The 22510-nt window shown below is 39.8% G+C and carries 18 protein-coding genes; 13 read left to right on the forward strand and 5 right to left on the reverse strand.

The window, feature by feature from the left end:
* Nucleotides 1-34 precede the first annotated feature (34 nt).
* The 4 genes from AC1DYB_RS17705 to AC1DYB_RS17720 all read left to right on the forward strand — a co-directional run bounded on the left by AC1DYB_RS17705 (nt 35) and on the right by AC1DYB_RS17720 (nt 4439).
* Nucleotides 35-661: a DUF4159 domain-containing protein gene (locus tag AC1DYB_RS17705; RefSeq protein WP_477436914.1), complete on the forward strand. Its 627-nt coding sequence runs from the start codon at nt 35-37 to the stop codon at nt 659-661.
* A gap of 63 nt (nt 662-724) precedes the next feature.
* Entirely contained in the window at nt 725-1351 is a 627-nt protein-coding gene (locus tag AC1DYB_RS17710; RefSeq protein ID WP_477397657.1) for an RDD family protein, read from the forward strand.
* Between the two features lie 110 nt (nt 1352-1461).
* On the forward strand, nt 1462-3096 hold the full coding sequence (locus AC1DYB_RS17715; RefSeq protein WP_477436915.1) for a TldD/PmbA family protein: 1635 nt from the start codon (nt 1462-1464) through the stop codon (nt 3094-3096).
* Nucleotides 3097-3101: 5 nt separating this feature from the next.
* On the forward strand, nt 3102-4439 hold the full coding sequence (locus AC1DYB_RS17720; protein WP_477436916.1) for a TldD/PmbA family protein: 1338 nt from the start codon (nt 3102-3104) through the stop codon (nt 4437-4439).
* A gap of 71 nt (nt 4440-4510) precedes the next feature.
* Here AC1DYB_RS17720 and AC1DYB_RS17725 read toward each other — a convergent pair whose 3' ends face one another.
* Nucleotides 4511-6202 carry a sodium:solute symporter family transporter gene (locus AC1DYB_RS17725; protein WP_477436917.1) on the reverse strand — a complete coding sequence of 564 codons (1692 nt, stop codon included), beginning with the start codon at nt 6200-6202 and terminating at the stop codon, nt 4511-4513.
* Between the two features lie 274 nt (nt 6203-6476).
* A complete protein-coding gene (locus AC1DYB_RS17730; protein ID WP_477436918.1) occupies nt 6477-7358 on the reverse strand; it encodes an inositol oxygenase family protein in 882 nt (293 codons plus the stop codon).
* 171 nt (nt 7359-7529) lie between these two features.
* Between AC1DYB_RS17730 and AC1DYB_RS17735 the strand changes: the two genes are divergently transcribed.
* Nucleotides 7530-8561: a LacI family DNA-binding transcriptional regulator gene (locus tag AC1DYB_RS17735; RefSeq protein WP_477436919.1), complete on the forward strand. Its 1032-nt coding sequence runs from the start codon at nt 7530-7532 to the stop codon at nt 8559-8561.
* Nucleotides 8562-8650: 89 nt separating this feature from the next.
* Here the strand turns inward: AC1DYB_RS17735 and AC1DYB_RS17740 are convergent, their stop codons facing one another.
* Nucleotides 8651-10945 carry a GH92 family glycosyl hydrolase gene (locus AC1DYB_RS17740; RefSeq protein ID WP_477436920.1) on the reverse strand — a complete coding sequence of 765 codons (2295 nt, stop codon included), beginning with the start codon at nt 10943-10945 and terminating at the stop codon, nt 8651-8653.
* 222 nt (nt 10946-11167) lie between these two features.
* Complete coding sequence (locus tag AC1DYB_RS17745) at nt 11168-12226, reverse strand: proline iminopeptidase-family hydrolase (RefSeq protein ID WP_477436921.1); 1059 nt, start codon at nt 12224-12226, stop codon at nt 11168-11170.
* Nucleotides 12227-12387: 161 nt separating this feature from the next.
* Here AC1DYB_RS17745 and AC1DYB_RS17750 point away from each other — a divergent pair, with 161 nt between their 5' ends.
* The 8 genes from AC1DYB_RS17750 (at nt 12388) to AC1DYB_RS17785 (ending at nt 20770) form a co-directional block, all read left to right on the forward strand.
* The gene (locus AC1DYB_RS17750; RefSeq protein WP_477436922.1) at nt 12388-12870 is read left to right on the forward strand and encodes a VOC family protein; all 483 of its coding nucleotides are present in this window, start codon (nt 12388-12390) and stop codon (nt 12868-12870) included.
* Nucleotides 12871-13021: 151 nt separating this feature from the next.
* Nucleotides 13022-14896: a CocE/NonD family hydrolase gene (locus tag AC1DYB_RS17755; protein ID WP_477436923.1), complete on the forward strand. Its 1875-nt coding sequence runs from the start codon at nt 13022-13024 to the stop codon at nt 14894-14896.
* A gap of 214 nt (nt 14897-15110) precedes the next feature.
* The gene (locus AC1DYB_RS17760) at nt 15111-15944 is read left to right on the forward strand and encodes an ABC transporter ATP-binding protein (protein ID WP_477436924.1); all 834 of its coding nucleotides are present in this window, start codon (nt 15111-15113) and stop codon (nt 15942-15944) included.
* 7 nt (nt 15945-15951) lie between these two features.
* Nucleotides 15952-16848 (forward strand): hypothetical protein, encoded by an 897-nt coding sequence (locus AC1DYB_RS17765; RefSeq protein ID WP_477436925.1) that lies wholly within the window; start codon nt 15952-15954, stop codon nt 16846-16848.
* Between the two features lie 23 nt (nt 16849-16871).
* Nucleotides 16872-17243: a GntR family transcriptional regulator gene (locus AC1DYB_RS17770; protein WP_477436926.1), complete on the forward strand. Its 372-nt coding sequence runs from the start codon at nt 16872-16874 to the stop codon at nt 17241-17243.
* 13 nt (nt 17244-17256) lie between these two features.
* On the forward strand, nt 17257-18033 hold the full coding sequence (locus AC1DYB_RS17775) for a GIN domain-containing protein (RefSeq protein ID WP_477436927.1): 777 nt from the start codon (nt 17257-17259) through the stop codon (nt 18031-18033).
* A gap of 1000 nt (nt 18034-19033) precedes the next feature.
* A complete protein-coding gene (locus tag AC1DYB_RS17780; RefSeq protein ID WP_477436928.1) occupies nt 19034-19540 on the forward strand; it encodes an RICIN domain-containing protein in 507 nt (168 codons plus the stop codon).
* A 252-nt stretch (nt 19541-19792) separates the two neighbouring features.
* Nucleotides 19793-20770: a GlxA family transcriptional regulator gene (locus AC1DYB_RS17785; protein WP_477436929.1), complete on the forward strand. Its 978-nt coding sequence runs from the start codon at nt 19793-19795 to the stop codon at nt 20768-20770.
* 129 nt (nt 20771-20899) lie between these two features.
* Here the strand turns inward: AC1DYB_RS17785 and AC1DYB_RS17790 are convergent, their stop codons facing one another.
* The gene (locus AC1DYB_RS17790; RefSeq protein WP_477436930.1) at nt 20900-22498 is read right to left on the reverse strand and encodes a glycoside hydrolase family 43 protein; all 1599 of its coding nucleotides are present in this window, start codon (nt 22496-22498) and stop codon (nt 20900-20902) included.
* Nucleotides 22499-22510: the final 12 nt, after the last annotated feature.

Below are 22510 nucleotides of genomic sequence, written 5' to 3' on the forward strand. Positions count from 1 at the left end.
AAATATTGTACTACTTTTAAGCTTTTTAAACAAGATGGCATTCAGCGGAAAATTTACGTTTACCAGGTTAAGTTACCATTCCGGCGATTGGGATACCGATCAGCGCATGCCATCAAACCTGCTTAACTCTTTGCTGGAATATACTACCGTTCCCATCGAACAGCAGGAAAAGGTAATCCCTTTAAGCAGCGATGACATATTTCAGTATCCATTTTGCTATTTGAGCGGGCATAAACTGGTACAATTTGACACCCGGGAACGGGCCAATTTTAAAAAATATGCCGAGAACGGTGGTTTTATTTTTGTAGATGATTGCAACCATGATATAGATGGACTGTTTGCTAAATCATTCGAAGCGCAAATGGGATCATTGTTTGGACCGACGGCACTTAAAAAGATTCCCAATAACCATAAAATATATCACTCCTTTTTCTCTTTTGATAAAGGACCGCCAACCACCAGTTTTGAATTAAATGGCTGGGGCGACGACCTTGTGCATGATTACCTGAAAGCAATAGAAATTAATGGTCGTATTGCAGTGTTGTACAGCAGTAAAGATTATGGTTGTGAATGGGATTACGATTTCAGGAATAAACGTTTCCTGGCCGAAGATAATACCAAGTTTGGTGTAAATATTATTATGTACGCCTTAAATTATTAACACCTATAGCTTGCCTTTAATTTGTATTTTCATTAATTTCCCAAAACCTAACCAGGCAGATTAATGATCAATGAATACTATTTATTAAAGCAGGGTGAAAAAGAAGGTCCGTATACCCATATCGAAATAATGGATATGGAAATTGAGGCCTATCAACTTATACTTTCGCCTTTGGCAGATGATTGGCAGAGCGCAATTGATATGCCTGAATTTGAAGAATATTTTAAATCATTAGGGATATTTTTACCTGATAAACGCAACGTAGCTAATTTTGGCTGGCGTTTACTCGCATACATCATTGATTACGTGATATTGATTTTACTGGCTGCCATAATAGGCGGTTTAGTTGGCGTATTAGAAAGCCTTACATCCATATACATCAATTCAGATAATGAAAACGAGATTTGGATAACCAGGTTGATAGGTGTAATAATGTTTATGCTATACCATAGTGCGTTTGAATCAACAAAAATTCAGGGAAGCATTGGCAAAGCACTATGTAAATTAATAGTGGTTGATATAAATGGCCGGCGCATTAAATTTGGCAGGGCTTTGGTTCGTAACCTTAGTAAAATTTTATCCGGTTTATTTTTTGGTTTTGGATTTTTCAATATTTTATGGAGTACGCTAAAACAAGGCTGGCATGATGAATTGGCAAAGACTTATATTGTAAGGAAGATCAATTATTAATTTGCCAGGCAGTTTTTCAATGGCTTTCGTACAAAAAAATCAATTAATCTTAACTAACACTTAATATCCAAACTTCACTCTTTATATTTAGGAACTAATACTGACTGACATTGAAAAGAAAAGATTTCCTTTACCTCACCGGAATGGGCATTAGCGCATCCATGCTTAGCAGGATCCCCGTTTTCGGTTCGCCCGTGTTACCCGGCCACGATATGAGCCCGGTAGATGTGGCCTTAAAAAAACGAATGGCCGATGTGGCTTTAAATGCAGCCCGGTCTAAAGGCGCAACTTATACCGATGTGCGTATAGGTCGTTACCTTAACCAGTTTGTGGTTACCCGCGAAAACAAAGTGGAAAATATTGTTGATACCCAATCATACGGTATGGGGATCCGCGTTATTGCAAACGGTTGCTGGGGATTTGCCGCTACAGACAAGCTGGATAACGATAGCATAGCCAAAGCTACCGAACTGGCCGTATCTATAGCCAAAGAAAATGCCCGCATCCAAACCGACCCTGTACAATTAGTGGCGCAAAAAGGCCATGGTGAAGTAACCTGGAAAACGCCGATTGAAAAAAACGCCTTTGAGGTACCGATGAAAGAAAAAACAGATCTTTTGCTTTCTGTTAATGACGCTGCTATGAAAGGTGGAGCCAATTATGTAAATTCCATACTGTTTTTGGTAAACGAACAAAAATACTTCGCTTCTACAGATGGTTCATACATCGATCAGGATATCCACAGGATCTGGCCAACATTCGCGGTCACCAAAATAGATTCTAAATCCGGTAAGTTTGAAACCCGCCAATCATTAAGTGCGCCGCGTGGTATGGGTTATGAATACATGATCCCCCGCGAAAGCGACAAGATAAAAGGTGTAACTACCCTTTACCGTGATCGTTATGATATGATTGAGGATGCACGGGCTGCAGCTACACAGGCCGAACAAAAATTAAAAGCAAAATCTGTTGAAGCCGGTAAGTATGATCTTGTACTTGATCCCAGTCACCTATGGTTAACTATCCACGAATCAGTTGGTCACCCTACCGAGCTTGACCGCGTTTTGGGCTATGAAGCCAACTTTGCCGGTACAAGCTTCCTTACCCTGGATAAATGGCAATCTGGTAAGTTTAATTTTGGCAGCAAAAATGTAAACATCGTTGCCGATAAAACCCAGCCCGGTTCATTGGGTGCGGTTGGTTATGATGATGAAGGTGTTGAGGCCAAAAAATGGGATGTGATCAAAGATGGTGTGCTGGTTAATTACCAGGCCATTCGCGATCAGGCGCATATCATTGGGCTTAAAGAATCACAGGGATGCTGCTACTCACAAAGCTGGCAGGATGTACAGTTCCAGCGTATGGCAAACATCTCCTTACAGCCGGGCAAAACTCCAATGGGTTTAAATGACATGATCAAAAATGTAGAGAAAGGCATTTATATCATCGGTGATAGTTCATTCTCTATCGATCAGCAGCGTTACAACTTCCAGTTCAGCGGTCAGCTTTATTATGAGATCAAGAATGGTAAAATTGTAGGTATGCTGAATGATGTGGCCTACCAATCAAACACACAGGAGTTTTGGAATTCATGCGCGGCAGTTTGCGATCAGCATGATTACCGTTTAGGCGGCTCATTCTTTGATGGAAAAGGGCAGCCTATGCAGGCCAGCGCCGTATCTCATGGCTCATCAACAGCCCTGTTTAAAGGAGTTAACGTTATTAATACAGCAAGAAAAATTTAAATACTATGGCCATATTAAGTGAAGATGAATGCCGCGCAATATTAAAAAAAGCGCTTAGCTACTCTAAAGCCAATGAATGTGAAATTAATTTTGGCGGATCAGACTCCGGCAATATAAGATATGCCCGTAATACCGTTTCAACCAGCGGTGCCCTTAGTCAAACCAATATGGTTATTTCTTCGGCATTTGGTAAAAAACTGGGTGTAGTTACCACCAATGAATATGATGATGCTTCTGTTGAAAAAGCTGTACGCCTATCAGAGGAGCTGGCACAGCTGGCGCCGGAAAACCCCGAGTTTGTTTCCTTTTTAGGTCCGCAAACTTATGCGCCACGTTCAAAAACATTTGTGCCCGAAACTGCCGCGGTTACCCCTACTCAACGTACAGATATGGTTGATCAGAGTCTTAAAATAGCAAAAGACAATAAACTGATAGCTGCCGGTTTCTTACAGAATAGCGCGGGTTTTAGTTCGATGATGAATTCACATGGGCTATTTGCATACAATACATCTACTGATATCAATTTCTCGGTAACGTTGCGTTCTGAGGATGGTACAGGGTCTGGCTATTCAACTAAAGGATATAATGATGTAAGTAAACTGGATACGTTGGCTTTCACCAAGATAGCAGCTCAAAAAGCAGCTGGCTCAAAAGGCGCAAAGGCAATTGAACCCGGTAAATATACAGTGATACTGGAACCTGCCGCAGGTATAGTATTGCTTGAACAGTTGTATGGAGGCCTGGATGCCCGTAGCGCCGATGAAGGCCGTAGCTTTTTAAGCAAGCCAGGAGGCAAAACCAAACTTGGCGAAAAAATGGTTGATGAAAGGGTGAATATCTATTCAGATCCTTCTCACCCTGACCTACCAACAAGCAGTTGGACAGGCGATGGCAGACCGCAGGAGAAGATCACGTGGATAGAGAAAGGCGTAGTTAAAAATCTAAATTATTCCCGCTACTGGGCTCAAAAACAAGGCGTAAAAGCAACGCCCTATCCCGATAGTATTATTATGGATGGAGGTAATGCCACCTTAGAGGAATTGATAAAAGGAACTGAAAAAGGGATCCTGGTTACCCGGTTATGGTACATCCGTCCGGTTGATCCGCAAACACTATTATTTACCGGGCTTACCCGCGATGGTACTTTTTATATCGAGAACGGGCAGATCAAATTCCCGATCAAAAACCTCCGTTTTAATGAAAGCCCGGTTATCATGCTAAATAACCTGGATGCTTTAGGCAAACCAGAGCGTACGGTGAGCGGAGAATCCTCACAAAATGCGTTGATACCGCCAATGAGAATCCGTGATTTTACTTTTACCTCACTTTCGGATGCGGTTTAAATAAGCATTCCATTTTACACAACAAAGCCCGGTCTTTACTGAAGAACCGGGCTTTGTTGTGTAAAGAACTATTACCAAAATCTCACATAAATAGCTGATAGAAAAAGGAGTATAACAGCAATAAGAACTATTGATGAGGCCTTTAACTTAAACATTCCCTTATCTACGTATATTGCTTTGGCATTGATTAGTGGCCCGGCTAAGCTCATTGTAACCATTACGATGAACGTGATCAGAAACGACCAGCTGAGTGATATGAAAAACGGTATTTCAAATTGGCCGGAAGCATTTGGAAATGCTGAGTAAAGCCAGGTCTCCGGTCCAAAAACTTTAACCGCAAACTGGTTAAAAAACACAGACGCTGCAAAGCCGGTTAATATACCAACGATAGCGGCTTCACCCGTGGTACGTTTCCAGAACATCCCTAAAAGAAAAGTGGCTAAAACACCCGGACTAACAAAGCTTGAATATTTTTGGACAAATGTATATCCTCCTTCACCACTGATACCCAGCATATCGTTCCAGGTAAAGGCTACAGCTATAACTAAACTGCAAACTATAGCAATCCGGCCAACCCACACCATATTACGCTCGGTGGCTTTTGTGCTCATATAGTTTTTATAAACATCCAGCGTAAAAATGGTGGCAATACTATTCACCTTACCGGCAATAGATGCTACAATGGCAGCTGTTAATACTGCTAATGACAAGCCCTTTAATCCCGAAGGTAAGAAGGATAGTATGGCCGAATAAGCGCCATCCTTGCTACCGTTGATCAGCATAGGTAAATGGCCATGTTTGTACAAAACAAAAGCTACTATACCTGGTAACATTACGATAACGGGCATCAGTATCTTCAATAAACTTGCAAACAGAATACCGGTACGGGCCGTGTGTAAATTTGCGCCCAATGCACGTTGTGTGATGTATTGATTACATCCCCAGTAATTAAGATTACTGATCCATTGTCCGCCGGCGTACATGGCAAAACCAGGTAAAATCAAATATTTACTTATGGTTTCTACAGATGAGCCGTGAGCAGGTTTCTTAAATATGAGGTGGAAGTGGTCGGGAGAATCTTTTAAAATTAACTTTAAACCAGTTAACGCATTCTGACCAAACCCGAACTTATCGCTTACTATGGTTAGCGACAGGTAGGTAATAGCAAGCCCACCGATGATGAGCACAGCAACCTGTACTACATCTGTATAACCAACCACCTGCATCCCACCCAAAGCGATAATAACACCGAATATTGCCAGGCCAATCATGATTTGATGAAGATATTCCCCGCCCAATAAACTGTTGATTGCTAATGCGCCGAGGTACAAAATAGCGGTAAGGTTAACGAAAACATATAGGAACAACCAAAATATCGACATTACCAATGCCACGCCACTATTATACCTTGTTTTTAGGAATTGCGGCATGGTGTATATTTTATTTTTTATATACACGGGCATAAAAAATACCGCTACGATGATCAGCGCGGCTGCCCCTACCCATTCGTAAACCGCTACTGCTATCCCGGCGAAAAAGCCGTCGCCACTCATTCCGATAAATTGCTCGGCAGAGATATTGGATGCAATGATGGATGCCCCAATTGCCCACCAGGTTAGTGTGCCTTCGGCCAGGAAAAAACTGTGTGAACTGGAGTTGGTTTCCGTTTGTTTACGACGATAAACCATGTATCCGTAAACTGATACCAATAAAAAATACACAAAAAAGACGATAAGATCGCCTATAGAAATATGATTCAGCATGTTTGTTTTTGTAACAGGGATTAGGTTATGCCCGGTTCATTTTTCAAATCTATAAAATAAAACGGATTGGCAAGGTTTTACATCACATTAAATGTCAACAACACAGCTTTAAGCATTTCGTAAATTGAAACATTTAACGCCACCGGATTATCTAAATAAATAATCCATACAAGGCGCATAAAGTATTATTTACAAATACTTTATGCACTTTGTTTATTGCTATAATAATGCAGATTATATAAACAGGAGTATCTGGTAAAAACTAATGCTTCTGTTAAAATTTGAGGGTTGAAGGTAGATATTTAGCCACCAGATCTTCATAATAAGGGCGCAGTTCTGACCAATTTGGTGGCACCGGGCTTTTAGAATATAGATCATAAGGGTTAAACTGAGCTACTGCCTTAAACAATTGATGATCATGAGCAGTCATCAGGTGACTATAGGCATTTTCCCGGTGTTGCGGGTAAAAGGAATGATAACGCAACATGTACAAAGCCTGCTCTGGCAGGTAAGGCTTCATCATGTGGTAAATATATTCATCGTGTCCCCAGGTCATGTGTACGTTATCTAAACCGCAATTTGGTTCGTAAATTCCATATTTGGTATTATACCGGGGATCGTGATGGTCTTTATTATCTTTAAAGTATTCAGAAAATACAATCTTATCAGAGAAGGCGCAACCTACCGGGTAACTATCGCCTACAACAGCCCATTGGGGCTCCCCAAACAGGCACAGCACTTTACCCAAATCATGAAACAAACCGGTTAACACCATCCAGTCTGGCCGGCCATCGGCACGGATAGCTTCTGAAGTTTGAAGCAGGTGCTGTAACTGGTCAAGATCGGTATCCGGATCTGAGTCATCAACCAGTTGATTCAGGAAATCAAAGGCATCCCAAACCGACATTTCTTTTTTATCGAATTTTAAATACTGCTCCTTTTTTTGCAATACAAAATCATAAGTTTGATTGATATGCTGAAGGCGGTAAAACTCTCTTACGGTATCCTTTAAATTGGCTTCGTAATTACGATAGGCTTCGGTATCCCGCCCTGCGGCAATGGCTTCCGCATCAGGGTAGCGATCTAAAATATCATCTTCCCATTCATCTATTGAACTTAAAGGGCCTTGGTTGGGGGTTTCATTTAGCTTGCTCATAATGTTATAATTTAAAAGGAAATGCAATTGGTAAACAATCCTTTGCGGCTGTGTTATCCAAATTTCTTTATTTTAAACATTACATTTATTAAAAACGGTTAATTTATTTGCTTAAACGTTTAACTAAATTAGCAGTGTTTTCTTTTTTAATTTAATATACCTTTAACATCTATGGCCAGCGAAATCAAAAGCGATAAAGTAAATATGAAGGCACTCGCCAAAGTGTTAAACGTATCTATCGCTACGGTATCCAAAGCCTTGAGGGATAGCCATGACATTGGCCCCGAAACCAAATTGAGGGTAATAGAGGAAGCCCGTAAATTAAACTACGTGCCTAATCCTTATGCCAGCAGTCTGCGTAAAAAGGCCAGCAATACCATCGCCATCATTATCCCCGAAATTGCCGATAGTTTTTTTAGCCAGGCAATTAACGGCATTGAAAGTGTTGTAGCCATAAAAAAATACCACACCTTAATTTATCTTACCCATGATAGCTATGAGCGCGAAGCTTATATGTTTGGTGAGCTTGCCAGCGGGCGGGTTGATGGTGTAATTATGTCTGTTGCCAGCAATACAGAGGATACTAAACATATTAAAACATTACAGGACAGCGGTATTCCGATTGTATTTTTCGACAGAGTTTTTGACGATATTAAATCCGTTAAAATCACCACCGACGATTTTAACAGCGCCTATATAGCCACAAACCACTTGTTAGATGCCGGTTGTAAAAACATATCGCTGATCACCATAAAAGGATATCCATCCATCCTATCAGCCAGGGAAGAAGGATACCAACAGGCATTGGCAGAAAAGGGAATTCACCCCAGGGAATCGAGTGTGGTTACCTGCTCCAATAAATATAACAACGAAAATGTTGAGGTAATTAAAGAGCATCTTGCCCAGGTGAAACCCGATGGCATAATAGCCACCGTTGAGCATTTGGCTACCTCAACCTACCTGGCATGTGATGAAATGAAGCTAAACATTCCAAAAGATGTAAAAGTAGCTTGCTTTACCAACCAGATCACCGCTCCTATTTTGAACCCACCGCTTACTACTATTTTGCAACCAGCCTATGATATGGGTAAACAAGCTGCCCAACTGTTATTTGATCACCTATCTGGCAGGTATGTAGAGACAAATAAAGAAATAGTTTTACCCTCAAAATTGGTAGTAAGGGCATCAACCGCGTTTAATTAGTGAATTGGCGAGTTAGTGAATTAGCGATTGAGAACTTTAAACATCAATTTTAATTCACTAATCCGCCAATTCACTAAATCACTAATTATTTAATCCTTCTGCGGCACACTTGTCATTTTAAAGGCCAAGGTACCTCCATGACTGATCTGCTCATGAGATATCATATGATTTTTAATGGGCTGACCATCAAACGTAACTTCCTTTACATATTTATTTTGTATTGACAGATCTGTGGCTTTGATAATCAATTTATTACCATTTTGCAGCGTTAAAGCAATGTAAGGGAATTGCGGCGCACCAATACTATAATATCCTGATGCGGGTGTAACAGGGTAAAAACCCATAGTGCTAAAGATATACCAGGCCGAGGTTTGGCCGCAATCGTCGTTTCCGTTGATGCCTACCGGGGCATTCCTGTAATTTTGCCATGAAGTATTCTGCCTTACCAACTCCTGTGTTTTCCATGGCATCCCACAGTAGTTAAACAGGTATATATAATGATGACCTGGTTCGTTATCAGCACGGTAATGGCCATCGTTAAAGTTATGTGTTAATTTATCGGCAAACGGTTTTTCGCCGCCCATCAAGGCAATCATGCCCGGTACATCGTGCATGGCTCCAAAAGTATAAGTCCATTTGGTGCCTTCGGTAAAGCCACTATCCGGCTTGGCCGACCATTGTCCGTTTGAGTTACGTGGAGCCATAAAACCGGTGGAATTGTTATATACATTTTTATAATTCCCGCTCCAGGTTATCAATTGATTATAATCTTCTGTTTTCCCTAAAGCTTTGGCCAATTGAGCCACACAATAATCATCGATACCGTATTCAATAGTGCGCGAAACTGATTCCCTAACCTTATCCACCGGAATGAAACCTAATTTATGATAATAAGTAAGCCCTCCCCTCGCTTCAAAGCTTGTCCACAGGTCGCGGTCGCCCCATTTCTTTTGAGTATCGCCATCAGGGGCTTCAAAAGCATCTTTATGCAAAGCTTCATAAGCTAATTTGGTACTATAACCACGGAAACCTTTTACATAGGCATCTGCCACTACCGCATCGGCATGTGTGCCAATCATGATATTAGTATAAGTTGGGTTTGGCCACATGGGCATCCAGCCGCCTTCCTGGTACATCTGCAATAGTGATTTAACCATGCCATTGATACGCTCAGGCTGAGTTAATATCAACAATGGGTGCAAAGCCCGGAAAGTATCCCAAAGGGAATAATCGTTATAAGAAACGCCGTTATGTACCTTGTCATCAAAAGCACTATAATACCTGCCATACTCAGAAAATTGCCTTGGAAATAAAAGTGTATGATAAAGCGCAGTGTAAAAAATAGTCTTTTGCTCGTTTGTGATCCCGTTAACCTGTAATACTTTAAGCTGCTGTTGCCAGTTATCGCGGGTATCCTTAACTACTTTATCAAAATCCCAATTGGGAATTTCCTTTTTAAGATTAGCGCGTGCCTGATCAATACTGATAAAAGAAGTAGCCACAACAGCTTTTATTACGGTATTGGTAATAGTTTTAAAGGAAATAAAAGCACCCATCCGGGTTCCAAATTGCTCTTTACTGCCTTTTTTTATGGTGCTTTTATCCCAGGTACCATATTTTCGGATCTGTTTATCAAATTTAATAATAAAGTAGCCTTTAAAGTTTTTTAGCTCGGGCCCAATTTGTGAAGATTGCCTATCGGGGTTATAGCCGGTTATTTCGTTATTAACGGTATCTACGTGCACATATCCTTTCAATTTTTTGAGCCTTGGCGCATAATCATTTGCCCAATCTTTAAGTTCGGGATTAAGGTTAATGCCCTGAATTATGAGGTGAGCCTTTTCGGCAGCAGGAAATGTAAAACGGAACATACCACAGGTATTGGCACCCGCAATTTCGGCTTTGATCCTGGTGTTGCCATCTGCTTTTAACTTTACCGAATAGTAATACGGTTTGGTTACCTCATCTTTATGATCATATGATAATTTGCGCTCTTTAGGCAAAACACGCAAGTTGCCTATTTGTGGCATAATGGATACATAGCCATAATCGCCCATCCAAACGGTGGGCTGATGCGTTGCCAATAAACCAATTACCGATTTATCTTCATATTGATAGCACATGCGGCCCATTTTACTTTCACCGGTTTGTGCTACAAAATTAGTCATTGCAAAAGGTACATTTACGCATGGCATGGTGCCCCCGCCATCCAAACCCTTTGCAAAGCCGGTAATAGCTGTGCCAATTAATGGATTAACAAAATCCACCTCGTCCTTATGTATTTTTGAGGCTACTTGCTGTGCATTAGCCGCTTCAAAAAGCATTGTAAAGAGCATTAACAGGAGCGTACTTCGTTTTAATTTCATGTAGAATGTAGATATCATATCAATAGAATGTGGTTTACACCTATTTAGGTTTCAAGACAAATCTCTAATTTTTATTTCCATAAACACCCTATTTTCAAATAAAGTTTGGAAGAGATTGACTTTATCATGAACTGTATATAAAATATTAAACCGGACTGGTGCATAATTGCGCACCAGTCCGGTTCAATAATCTATGTTAGTTAACATTAAGCTTTTGGTTGTGTAGGTTATTATTCAACCCTATATTTTAACTTTCTTTTCACCGGCGTCTACTCCTTTTATAAACTTAATTAGTCCTTTCATATAAGTTTGCTGATCGTCATACAAACTCATGTGGCTGCCATTTACGCAGTATAAGTAACTCCCATTTTGAACTTTATTAGCTATCATTTCCATGTGTTTAGGATCCATGGTATCATACTGCCCTCCAATGCTCAGCATCGGAACAGCAATCTTTGGCAAATCGGCCACACGATCCCAGTTTACCAATTTACCGGCAACACCAAATTCACTTGGCCCCTGCATGGTTACATATAACGATTCGTTCATTTTACCTAAAGAGCGATTCACCGGCTCGGGCCATTGATCAAGGGGGATACGGCAAATGTGTTTGGCATAAAAGTTTGGCATCAGCAATTGCATATATTCAGGATTTTTAAAATCACCCTTGGCTTCAATTGCTCTTATACGTGCTAAAACTTTTGGATCGAACTGTTTAGCCAGTACATCATTGGCATATTTACCATAATCGGGGATGCTCATCATCATATTTGATATAATGAGGCCCTTTAAATGCTGCTGGTACTTTTGGGCATATTCCATAGCCAGGATGCCACCCCATGAATGGCCCAGCAGATAAAAGTTATTACTATCCAGCTTTAAAGCCTGGCGTACCTGTTCTACCTCTTCCACATAACGGGGCAGACTCCACATGGATGCATCCTTAGGGTTATCAGAGTTACCGCAACCCAACTGATCATAATAGACCAATTCAATACCTTCGGCTGGCAAAAAGCTTTCCATACATTCAAAATACTCATGTGTAGCGCCGGGGCCGCCGTTTAACAACAGCAGTTTAATTTTAGGATTATTACCTATTTTTTTTGTCCATACATGAAATTTACCTTTGGGGGTATTGATAGTTACAACCTGCACTCCACCTGTTTTTACACCAACTGTAGTGTCTTGAAAATAATTACTTAAGCTGTTATCGTTTTTTGAGGCACTTCCCGGTCCTTTGCAGGCACACAGGCAGGTAAAAGCGATTAGCATAAAGGCTTTAAAATAGCTGCTCATCATACTTGGTTTGATTAGGAAATAAAGCTAATAATTAAATTTCGACTTAAAAACTTGTTTACGTGAATGCCGCATATCGCCCCTCAAATTGTCTCATACGCACCGTATCAGTTTGATGTTGATACAGGTATATTTGTATAAATCAATGATAAACAACAGCTATTATGGAAATTAAACAGAAGATCACCCCGTTTTTATGGTTCGACTACCAGGCAGAAGAAGCCATAAATTTTTACACCTCCATATTTAAAGATTCGGAAGTAGGAAACATTGCCCGTTATGGTAATACCGGCCCCGGTGAAAAAGGAAAAGTACTGACAGGTACATTCACATTGGCAGGCCAACAATTCATGGCCCTAAACGGCGGCCCAATGTTTAAATTCAACGAAGCCATATCGCTGTTTGTTGATTGCAAAGACCAGGATGAAGTAGATTATTTTTGGGATAAATTATCAGACGGCGGCGAAAAATCAAGGTGCGGCTGGCTGAAAGATAAATTTGGCCTGTCATGGCAGGTAGTGCCCAGCGCGTTAGGTGAACTATTATATAATACCGATGCTCAAACATCGGGAAGAGTGATGCAAGCCATGATGAAAATGGATAAGATCATTATTCAGGATTTAAGGGATGCCGCAGAGGGCAAATAGTTTTGGTAATAATCTCCTCATGAAATCAAGCCACCCGAAACATATGCGGGTGGCTTTTTTACAATTTTATCGTGTTCTTGTAACAATAAGGTAACATTTAGCCAAAATTCTGTCAATTTGTTAAATTGCGGGTAAATTAACTGACTGACTTATGAAACAAATGCTACTTCTTTTAGGGCTTTCTATGTGTTTTTCCTTCGCCCGGGCACAATCATCATCTGAAGATTCAACCTACATCAGGCAAAACTATACCAAAGTGGAAAAGTACATTACCATGCGCGACGGTAAAAAACTTTTCACTTCCATTTACACTCCAAAAGATCAATCTAAAAAATATCCTATCATGATGACGCGTACGCCTTACACCGTTGCGCCATATGGCGAAAACGAGTACAGGCGCACTTTAGGTCAAAACATGCTGTTTGCCCGATCAGGCTTTATTTTTGTTTACCAGGATGTTCGCGGAAAGTGGATGAGCGAAGGCGATTACGTAGATGTGCGCCCCATTAACGATAAAAAGAAAAAGAAAACTGATATCGACGAAAGCAGCGATACTTATGATACGATAGACTGGCTGGTAAAAAATGTGCCTAACAACAATGGCAAGGTTGGTATTGAAGGTATTTCTTATCCCGGATTTTATTCAACCGCCTCATTGCCCAATGCGCACCCGGCATTAAAGGCTGTATCGCCCCAGGCGCCGGTAACAGATTGGTTTCTTGGCGATGATTTTCACCATAATGGCGCGTTCATGATGATGGATGCATTTAACTTTTACACTGGCTTTGGCGTACCACGCCCAAAACCAATTACCCCAAAACAGTTTAAAAGCAATATTAAACCCGTATTTAAAGACAATTACAAGTTTTACCTGGAGATGGGCGCTTTGCCAAACTTCAAAAAACATTACATGGGCGACTCTATCAAATTCTGGAACGACCTAATGGCGCATCCAAATTATGATGAGTTTTGGAAGGCCATGAACATCCGTCCACATTTAAAGAACATTACCCCAGCTACCATGACTGTTGGCGGTTTTTTTGATGCCGAAGATTGTTTTGGTGCTTTACATGTTTACGATGCTTTAGAAAAACAAAACCCACAAAACCACAAAAACATGCTGGTTATGGGACCATGGTTTCATGGCGGTTGGGAAAGTAAAGACGGGACTCTTTTTGCCGACCAAAACTTTGGATCAAACACCAGCCAGTGGTTTAGAGAAAATGTAGAATTACCTTTCTTTAATTACTACCTAAAGGATGAAGGTACTATGGATCTACCCGAAGCCACTATATTTATTACAGGTAGCAATCAATGGAAAAAATTTGACACCTGGCCACCAAAAAACACAACAGAAAAAACGCTATACTTTCAGGCCGATGGCAAACTATCGTTCAGCGCCCCGGCTACAACCGATAGCTTTGATGAATATGTGAGCGATCCGAATGCACCGGTTCCTTACCAGGATGGTATTCAAAAAGGCCGTACAAGAGAGTACATGCTGGATGATCAACGCTTTGCCGGCCGTCGTCCTGATGTTAAGGTTTACCAAACAGATACACTTACCGAAGATATGACCCTTACCGGCCCGGTAATGGCCGATCTGTTTGCATCAACCACAGGAACCGATGCCGATTATGTGGTAAAACTAATTGACGTTTTTCCGGATACTTACCCTAACCCTATTCCCAACCCTAAAAATGTAACCCTTGCAGGCTATCAAATGCTAATCCGGGGTGAAGTTTTCAGAGGCCGTTTCCGCAACTCATTTGAGAAACCAGAAGCTTTTGTACCCGGTAAGGTAACCGAAGTGAAATACGCATTGCCTGATGTTGGCCACACTTTCAGGAAAGGCCACAGGATCATGATCCAGGTACAAAACTCATGGTTCCCGTTGGTTGACCGTAACCCCCAAAAGTTTGTTGATATATACCAGGCCACAGATGCTGATTTTCAAAAAGCAACCAACCGTATTTACCATGATGCTCAGAATAAATCATCAGTAAAAATTACAGTGCTTGAGTAATTGATTATAACTCAGTAGTAAAAAGGGTTAGTGAAAATATCTTCACTAACCCTTTTCTATTATAGCTGCTTTCATTCTTTACTCTCCCGGCCATCCCCGCCCCTGTCCACCTATTTTAACCTAATAATAATTCCAGTAAATATTTGGAATTATAAAAAATAGAATCTATTATTGCAGTGTACTAATATAGTAGTACACTAAAACACAAACCATCATGATTAATATTAAAAACCTAACCTTTGGGTACCGTCCAAAACAGATGGTACTAGAAAATTTAAACCTGCAGATTAAGCCGGGCCACATTTATGGTTTGCTTGGTCGCAACGGAGCAGGCAAATCAAGCTTATTGCATAATATATGCGGATTACTTTTCCCTGTTAGCGGTACATGCCAGGTATCCGGCGAAATACCTGCAGGCAGAGATCCTAAATTTTTGCAACAGGTTTACTTACTGCCCGAGGAAATTTACCTCCCAAACGTATCCATAAAAAGCTACCTCGATATTTACGCGCCATTTTATCCTGCATTTGACCGGGATATGTTTTACCGCTTTTTATCAGAGTTTGATATCCCGATGGAACACAAACTTCAGGATATGAGCTATGGTCAAAAAAAGAAGGTGATGATAAGTTTTGCATTGGCAACACAGGCAAAAGTACTACTGATGGATGAGCCAACAAACGGACTGGATATCCCCTCAAAAAAGCAATTTAGAAAGATCATCGCCGGCGTTATTAAAGATGACCAGCTGATCATCATCAGCACACACCAGGTAAAAGATCTGGATAGCTTAATTGATTATGTATTGATACTGGAAGATAAACAGATCATCCTTAATCAACCTGTCGAAAACATCACCGAAAAGCTGGCCTTTAAACAAGTGATCAACCTTGATGAGGTTGCCTCTCCTATTTACAATGAAGGCGCTTTAAAAGGCTATGCGGTTGTAGCTATCAATCATAAAAAGGAGAACTCAAGGCTGGATATGGAAATGTTTTTCAATGCCGTGCTTAGCGAGAAACAACTGGTGCTTTCACAATTTAATTAATATAAACATGCAATTTTCAACACACAGGATATGGTTACTGATCCGTAAACAATGGGCGGAGAACCAACAATTATATATTTTAGGTACACTGGCTACAGCAGGCATTATGGGAGGCATCATTGTATTTGATTTGTCTTCGCCCCAGGGCTTAGAAAAACATACACAGCAATTTATTTTATTTGTAGGTTCAATAGCCGCAGGCGGTGTATTTACATCTACCATCTTAAGCCAGTTTAACGAAAAAGTAAAAGGCATCCAGGCGTTAACGCTACCGGCATCGGCCCTGGAAAAACTCACTGTTGCTGTAGTTTATTGTATGGTAGTATTTCCCATTGTTTACTTTGTGACGGTTTATCCATTGATAATGATTGGGCATTACATTGATAATAGCATTGCCCATCACACTAATGCATTGTATAATCTGGAATGGGATGATAACGCTGATGATCTTTTTGTCACTTATTTTATGCTGCAAACTGTGGCGCTTTTAGGCTCGGTATTGTTTAAGCGCTATGTGTTTATAAAATCGCTGATTATGGTGATAGTGGTATTTTTTGGATTACGCATTATAAACCCAATAGCAGCAAAGTATATAATAGATACTGATGTTAAGACAGGATTTGATGTCAAGGTGCGTGAAACCGTTTACGATGAGGCTAATAAACCTATATATAAGGAAACAGTAAAGGCACATTACATTCAGCCCAACGTTGATGCTTATCCCTACGCAGATATGGTAGTACATTATGGCGGTTACAACAAATATGTAAAGGGGGCTAGCTATTCAACTTCTCAAACAAAGTTGCATCATCAATATAATACCTTGTTTTTGATATTGCTTTACCTGGGAATGCCCTTTTTATGGATAATTACTTGGTTTAAGCTCAAAGAAAAAGAATTGTAAACCTATAACGGTTAAATAAACTCATGGATTTCAATAACACACAAGCCATATACCTGCAAATAGCAGATTATGTGTGCGACAAAATACAATTAAAAGTATGGAAGGAGGATGAAAAGATCCCCTCTGTACGTGAGCTTGCAGTTATGTTGGAGGTAAACCCCAATACTGTAATGCGTTCATACGAATATTTGCAGCACCAGGAAATAATTTATACCAAACGTGGTATGGGTTATTTTGCGCAAGGTAATGCTGCAAAAAGCATTTTAAAAACACGGCAGCAACAATTTATAAACGAGGAGCTGCCCTTGCTATTCAAAAAAATGCAATTACTCAGCATTCCGGTTACCGATTTGCAGAATAGGTATGAACAATTTATAAATCAGAAAAACAACTAAACCTTTTTTACATATGAAAACAAGCACCAAATTACTCATCATATTTTTTTCTTGTATCCCAATATCATTAGTGGCTTACAATGTTTTGCTAAGAAACGAATTTAAAAGAGGCGATTTTACCCGCGACTATTACCTTGACGAATCCAACACGCTGGCAAGACAAAAAATAGCGCCGTTTAAACACATTGTGATTATTGGCTTCGGGGGTACGATACAACGCAGAAGCATTACCTATTGGAGGCCAAGAATATCAATTGGCAATTTTATTAATATCGGGAGTGCAGATCATCAGCCTGGTAACTATGTAAACGTTATCAAACAGTACAAGGAGAATGTGAAGGCGACGGTGAAAAACGATACGCTTTTTATTTCCTTTGAAATAATGACTAAACACAGTAATCTTGGCGATTTTAACGATTATGCACCAAGTGGCAATTTGGTAGAGATAGAAGGCGATCATGTCCTATCTGTAAACGCAAATTCTGCAGATGTAATGATTAGGGATAAGCCATCAAACATTGATTCCCTGAATTTTATAGTTACAGGAGGAGGCCACTATGATATCAATAATTTAGATGTTAACAAACTAAGCCTGGCGGCGAAAGACAGTTCCTATTTTGCCATTTACAAAAATAATAAAATTAAGAGCCTCAACTATTCGCTACTTGACAAAAGCCGCCTCAACCTGGAGGAGCACCCGGTGCAGCAATTTTATGCCGGCAAAGTTGACGGCACAGCTACAATGGAGATAACCGATAAAGCAAGCTATTTACAAAAACAGCTGCATTAAAAATTTACCTAAACCTATAAACAAAAAAAGACGGGTAGCCCAAGTGCTATCCATCTTTTGTTTACAACTGAATGTAATACCCTAATTATTTTGCAACTTTTTTAGCTGGAATTAAAGGCAAAATGATAATTGCCAAAAATGCCGCAACTTCTAATACGATTAACATAGTTTTAATTTTTTAAGTGATTGTTGAATTATTGATGGTTACCTGATACCTTATTTATTTCGCAACTTTTTTAGCTGGAATTAAAGGTAAAATGATAACTGCTAAAAATGCTGCAACTTCTAATACGATTAACATAGTTTTAATTTTTTAAGTGATTTTATATTTTTAATAGCTTGCGGAAGCACTATTATTTACCCTATAATTCCCTTATTTTAATGGGTTTATGTGATAAACATTTTCGGTTTCCTGAACGTAATTCGACTAAAAACATGCCACAAAAAATGCGGAGATATTACCTCTCAAAAGGCTAAAAATTAAATTCGTCAAAAAAAATGTTTCACAAAAATTGTTGTAGGTTTTGAAAAAATTAGCGGTGCTTTTTTTTTATAAAAAAAAATAAAGTCCATTTTTATGAGGTAAAAATTCAGATCCTAAAAAACTTACAAATTAATGATACAAAAACCTGACATATTGAAAAATCAAGGCTTTAATACCCAGAAAATAAAAAAATAGCGGCTTGAAAGCTCTTTTTAGATAAAAATAAAGCTGAAATACGAATTGTAACAGAAAAACAAGCCTTGAATTAAGCAACTTTAATACCCTTAGCCTTTTGCAATTTTTTTTGTCAATTTGTCACCACACATGACACGCAGCAAATAAACTGACAAAAAATCACCATAAAACATGACAAAACACATGACACCCCTTGCTTTACTCAATAAAATCTCCTTAAACAGTTAATAGTGAGCATGCCAAAAACTATATTGCGTTCAATTACGAAACAATTAAAATAAACTAACCGTTTGAATAAAAACTAACCTCATTTAACTACCTATGAAAAAATCACTTCAGTTATTAATTGTGTTTATGTTTCCTTCGCTCCTTGCGTTTTCGCAGGATATTAAAGGAAACTATGCTATTAAAAATGTACAAACAGGGATGCTTTTACGTGTAAAAGATGCAGCATCAGCCAACGGCACGCCATTGGTCATGTATTATCCCGAAAACTGGAAGTGCATGACCTGGAGTTTTAAAAATATAGGGGCAAATACTTACCAATTGCAAAACCTGCTAACCAATAAAACCTTTCAACCCGCGAGCCAGCAAATTAATGCTGATATTCCGTTCGAAGAGCAGCCATTTGTAAAGGGATCGCCCAATCAGCAATATGAATTTATCGGGGTAAAAAAAGACACCTATCTTATTAAATTAAAAGGCACCGAACTTTACGTTACTCCTGCCGATATTAAAGGGAAGGCAAACTCAGCCATTATATTGGCCGCTAAAAGGCCCACACCCGAACAGACATGGTACATCTACGAACAGGCACCCACTATGTAAATACCTCGAAAATTGTGAATTGACTTGTTGTTAATACGTTTACTTATGATGACACAATTGTCGTTATGAATAATATCACGAGCAATAAAACAAATCAAGGGTATGACATCATGGAACGGACATTAATAGCACTGATATTGAAATAATTGCAAATTAATTTTTTATAAAAACGAGGAAAGATGTTAATTATAAATAAGATTGGAGTTAATAATAAATCTTGTTTACAATAGCTCTTTATTTTATTTTTGATATATGAAGCATATATCCATCTTAGTACCCAAAGGTGCCATTTTAGGAAGCCTTGAAGGTTCGCGACAGTTATTTACACAAGTAAACCAATTTTTTCTGGCAATGGGCAAAGATCCTGTTTTTAAGGTTGAATTGGTTGGCCTGGAAAAAGAAACACCTGTTAGCGGCGGCTGCTTTACAGCCAATGCCGATGTTTTATTTGGAGATGTAAAGGAAACCAACCTCATCATCATCCCTGCTCTTGATGGAGAAATAACTACTGCAATTGAAAATAACAAGGCCTTTATTCCATGGATAATTGAGCAATATAACAATGGCGCCGAGGTGGCCAGCTTGTGCATGGGGGCATTTCTATTGGCTTCAACCGGCTTATTGAAGGGCAAAAGGTGTGCTACTCATTGGATGGCCGCTAATCAATTCAGAGCAATGTTCCCGGATGTTAACCTGGTTACTGAAAAAATAATTACCGACGAACAAGGTATTTATTCCAGTGGTGGGGCCTTCTCCTATCTCAATCTTATTTTATACCTGATAGAGAAATTTGCCGGTAGAGACATGGCTATTTTGAGCTCCAAAGTTTTCGCCATTGAAATGGAACGTACCAGCCAGTCATCATTTATAATTTTCCAGGGACAAAAAGATCATGCGGATGATCCCATAAAAAAGGCGCAGGAATTTATTGAAAAGAATTACCAGGAAAAAATAAGTGTAGAACAACTGGCATCCATGTTTGCTTTAGGGAGAAGAAACCTGGAACGCCGCTTTAAAAAAGCCACAGCCAATACTGTTGCTGAATATATTCAGCGGGTAAAGATCGAAGCAGCAAAAGTAAGCCTGGAAACTTCCCGCGATAATGTGAACGAAGTGATGTATAATGTGGGTTATACTGATAATAAAGCTTTTCGTACTACATTTAAACGAATAACGGGCCTCTCACCTATTGATTACAGAAATAAATATCAGCGCGAGTATTTGAACTGATACAACCTTATTACAGAAGTTTCCAGATCCCTAACTTTCCTTAAAAGTTAGAGACCTGGAAACAATTCAATTTATTGAACTAAACATGACTATTTTGTTCAGTAGCCTATTGAAGTGCAAAGCTGTTCATTACAGCCCTCCATTGGGGCCATCGTATTCATAATGAAACCAATCAAACTTCCCGTCGCCTAAATCCTGAACCGTGTTGTAAGAAAACAATCCAGGCCTTACCGCTTTCCAATAATTGTAATCAGACAAACTACACTCATCACCCAACCGGGTAAACACTTTACCATCTGTACTATATTGCAAAAATGTGTGCTTTGTATATAAATCAATAATCACCCGTAAATAAACATGGTTTTGTTTAATAATTGCGCCCATGGTTATTTTCCCATTATTATCTGCGTAAATATTCACAGTACTATCTGTTTTCATCAAACCTATCTCCTGTATATTTCCTCCTAATAAACATAGCCCAGCCTTTTGACCAACAGCCATTTCCTGCGAATTAAGCAGCGTAGTTATTTTGCCTGATTTACCCATTAGCTTTTGGGTAAGCGTATTTTTAGCATGCTTGTTATCAGCCGCTTTCATTGCCGAAAGCGATAAAAACCCTTTAGGGTGATTAACCGACCATTTGTTGTTAACCGGATTATGATTCCATTGCCATTGCAGCCCCAGTTTATTGCTATTGAATTCATCGGAGGTTTGCGGGGTACTTATTATTGCTTGCTTACCAGTATTGGGTTTGGGATATATGCTTACCGGTTCACCTACACCGTTTTTGTCATTGTCTATACCCATTAAAGGCCAATCGTCCACCCATTTAACCGGTTCAAGGTGGCAAACCCTGCCTAATGCACCCACACCCTGGAAGTGTATAAACCATGACTCGCCCGATCTTAATTCTATCAGGCCTCCCTGATGGGGACCATTTATCCCGGTTTTGCCCTGCTCTAATACAATCTTTCTTTCATATGGACCGTAGATGTTTTTTGATCGCAAAGCGGTTTCGTACCCGGTGCCCACACCTCCCTCAGGAATAATAATATAATAATAACCGTTTCGCTTGTAAATCTTGGTACCTTCTGATGTTGGGCCTTCATAAACAGTTTTACCCTCATCAAGCAACTGTTTGCCATCGGCGGTCATTTTATGTATAATAATAGGGCCGGCGCCCAGCTTGCTATGCCCAAGGTAAGCCTGCCCGTCGCTATCCCAAAACGGGCAGGGGTCTTCCCATCCACCTGTTCTTTTAACTTCATGCAAAGGAGCCCATTTACCCGCTGGATCTGTAGCGGTACTCATGTACAAGCCTTCATCCGGCGTACAGAAATAAACATAAAACTTACCCTTGTGGTAACGGATTGATGGCGCCCAGCTGCCGCTGCCGTATTTATCCATCGTGTTATACTTATCATCAATATCCAGCCTATCGTAAACCCGGCCTACAATACTCCAGTTAACCAGGTCTTTTGACATTAAAACTGGCATCCCCATAAAATGAAAATCTGAACAAACCATGTAAAAGCTATCGCCAACCCTGATCACATCGGGGTCGGAGTAGTCGGCATTAAGTATCGGGTTTTTAAAAGTGCCGTTTAACTGATCGCCCCAGGCGCCAGCCTTTGCCGATTTTTCTTGAGCGTAGGTGGTTATCCCGTTAAATAGCAGGATTAAAAAAGTTAAGACCGTAATTAAATATAGTTTTAAGGAAATCAACATCAGGCTACTTTT

The organism is Mucilaginibacter sp. P2_A4 (assembly GCF_056405015.1).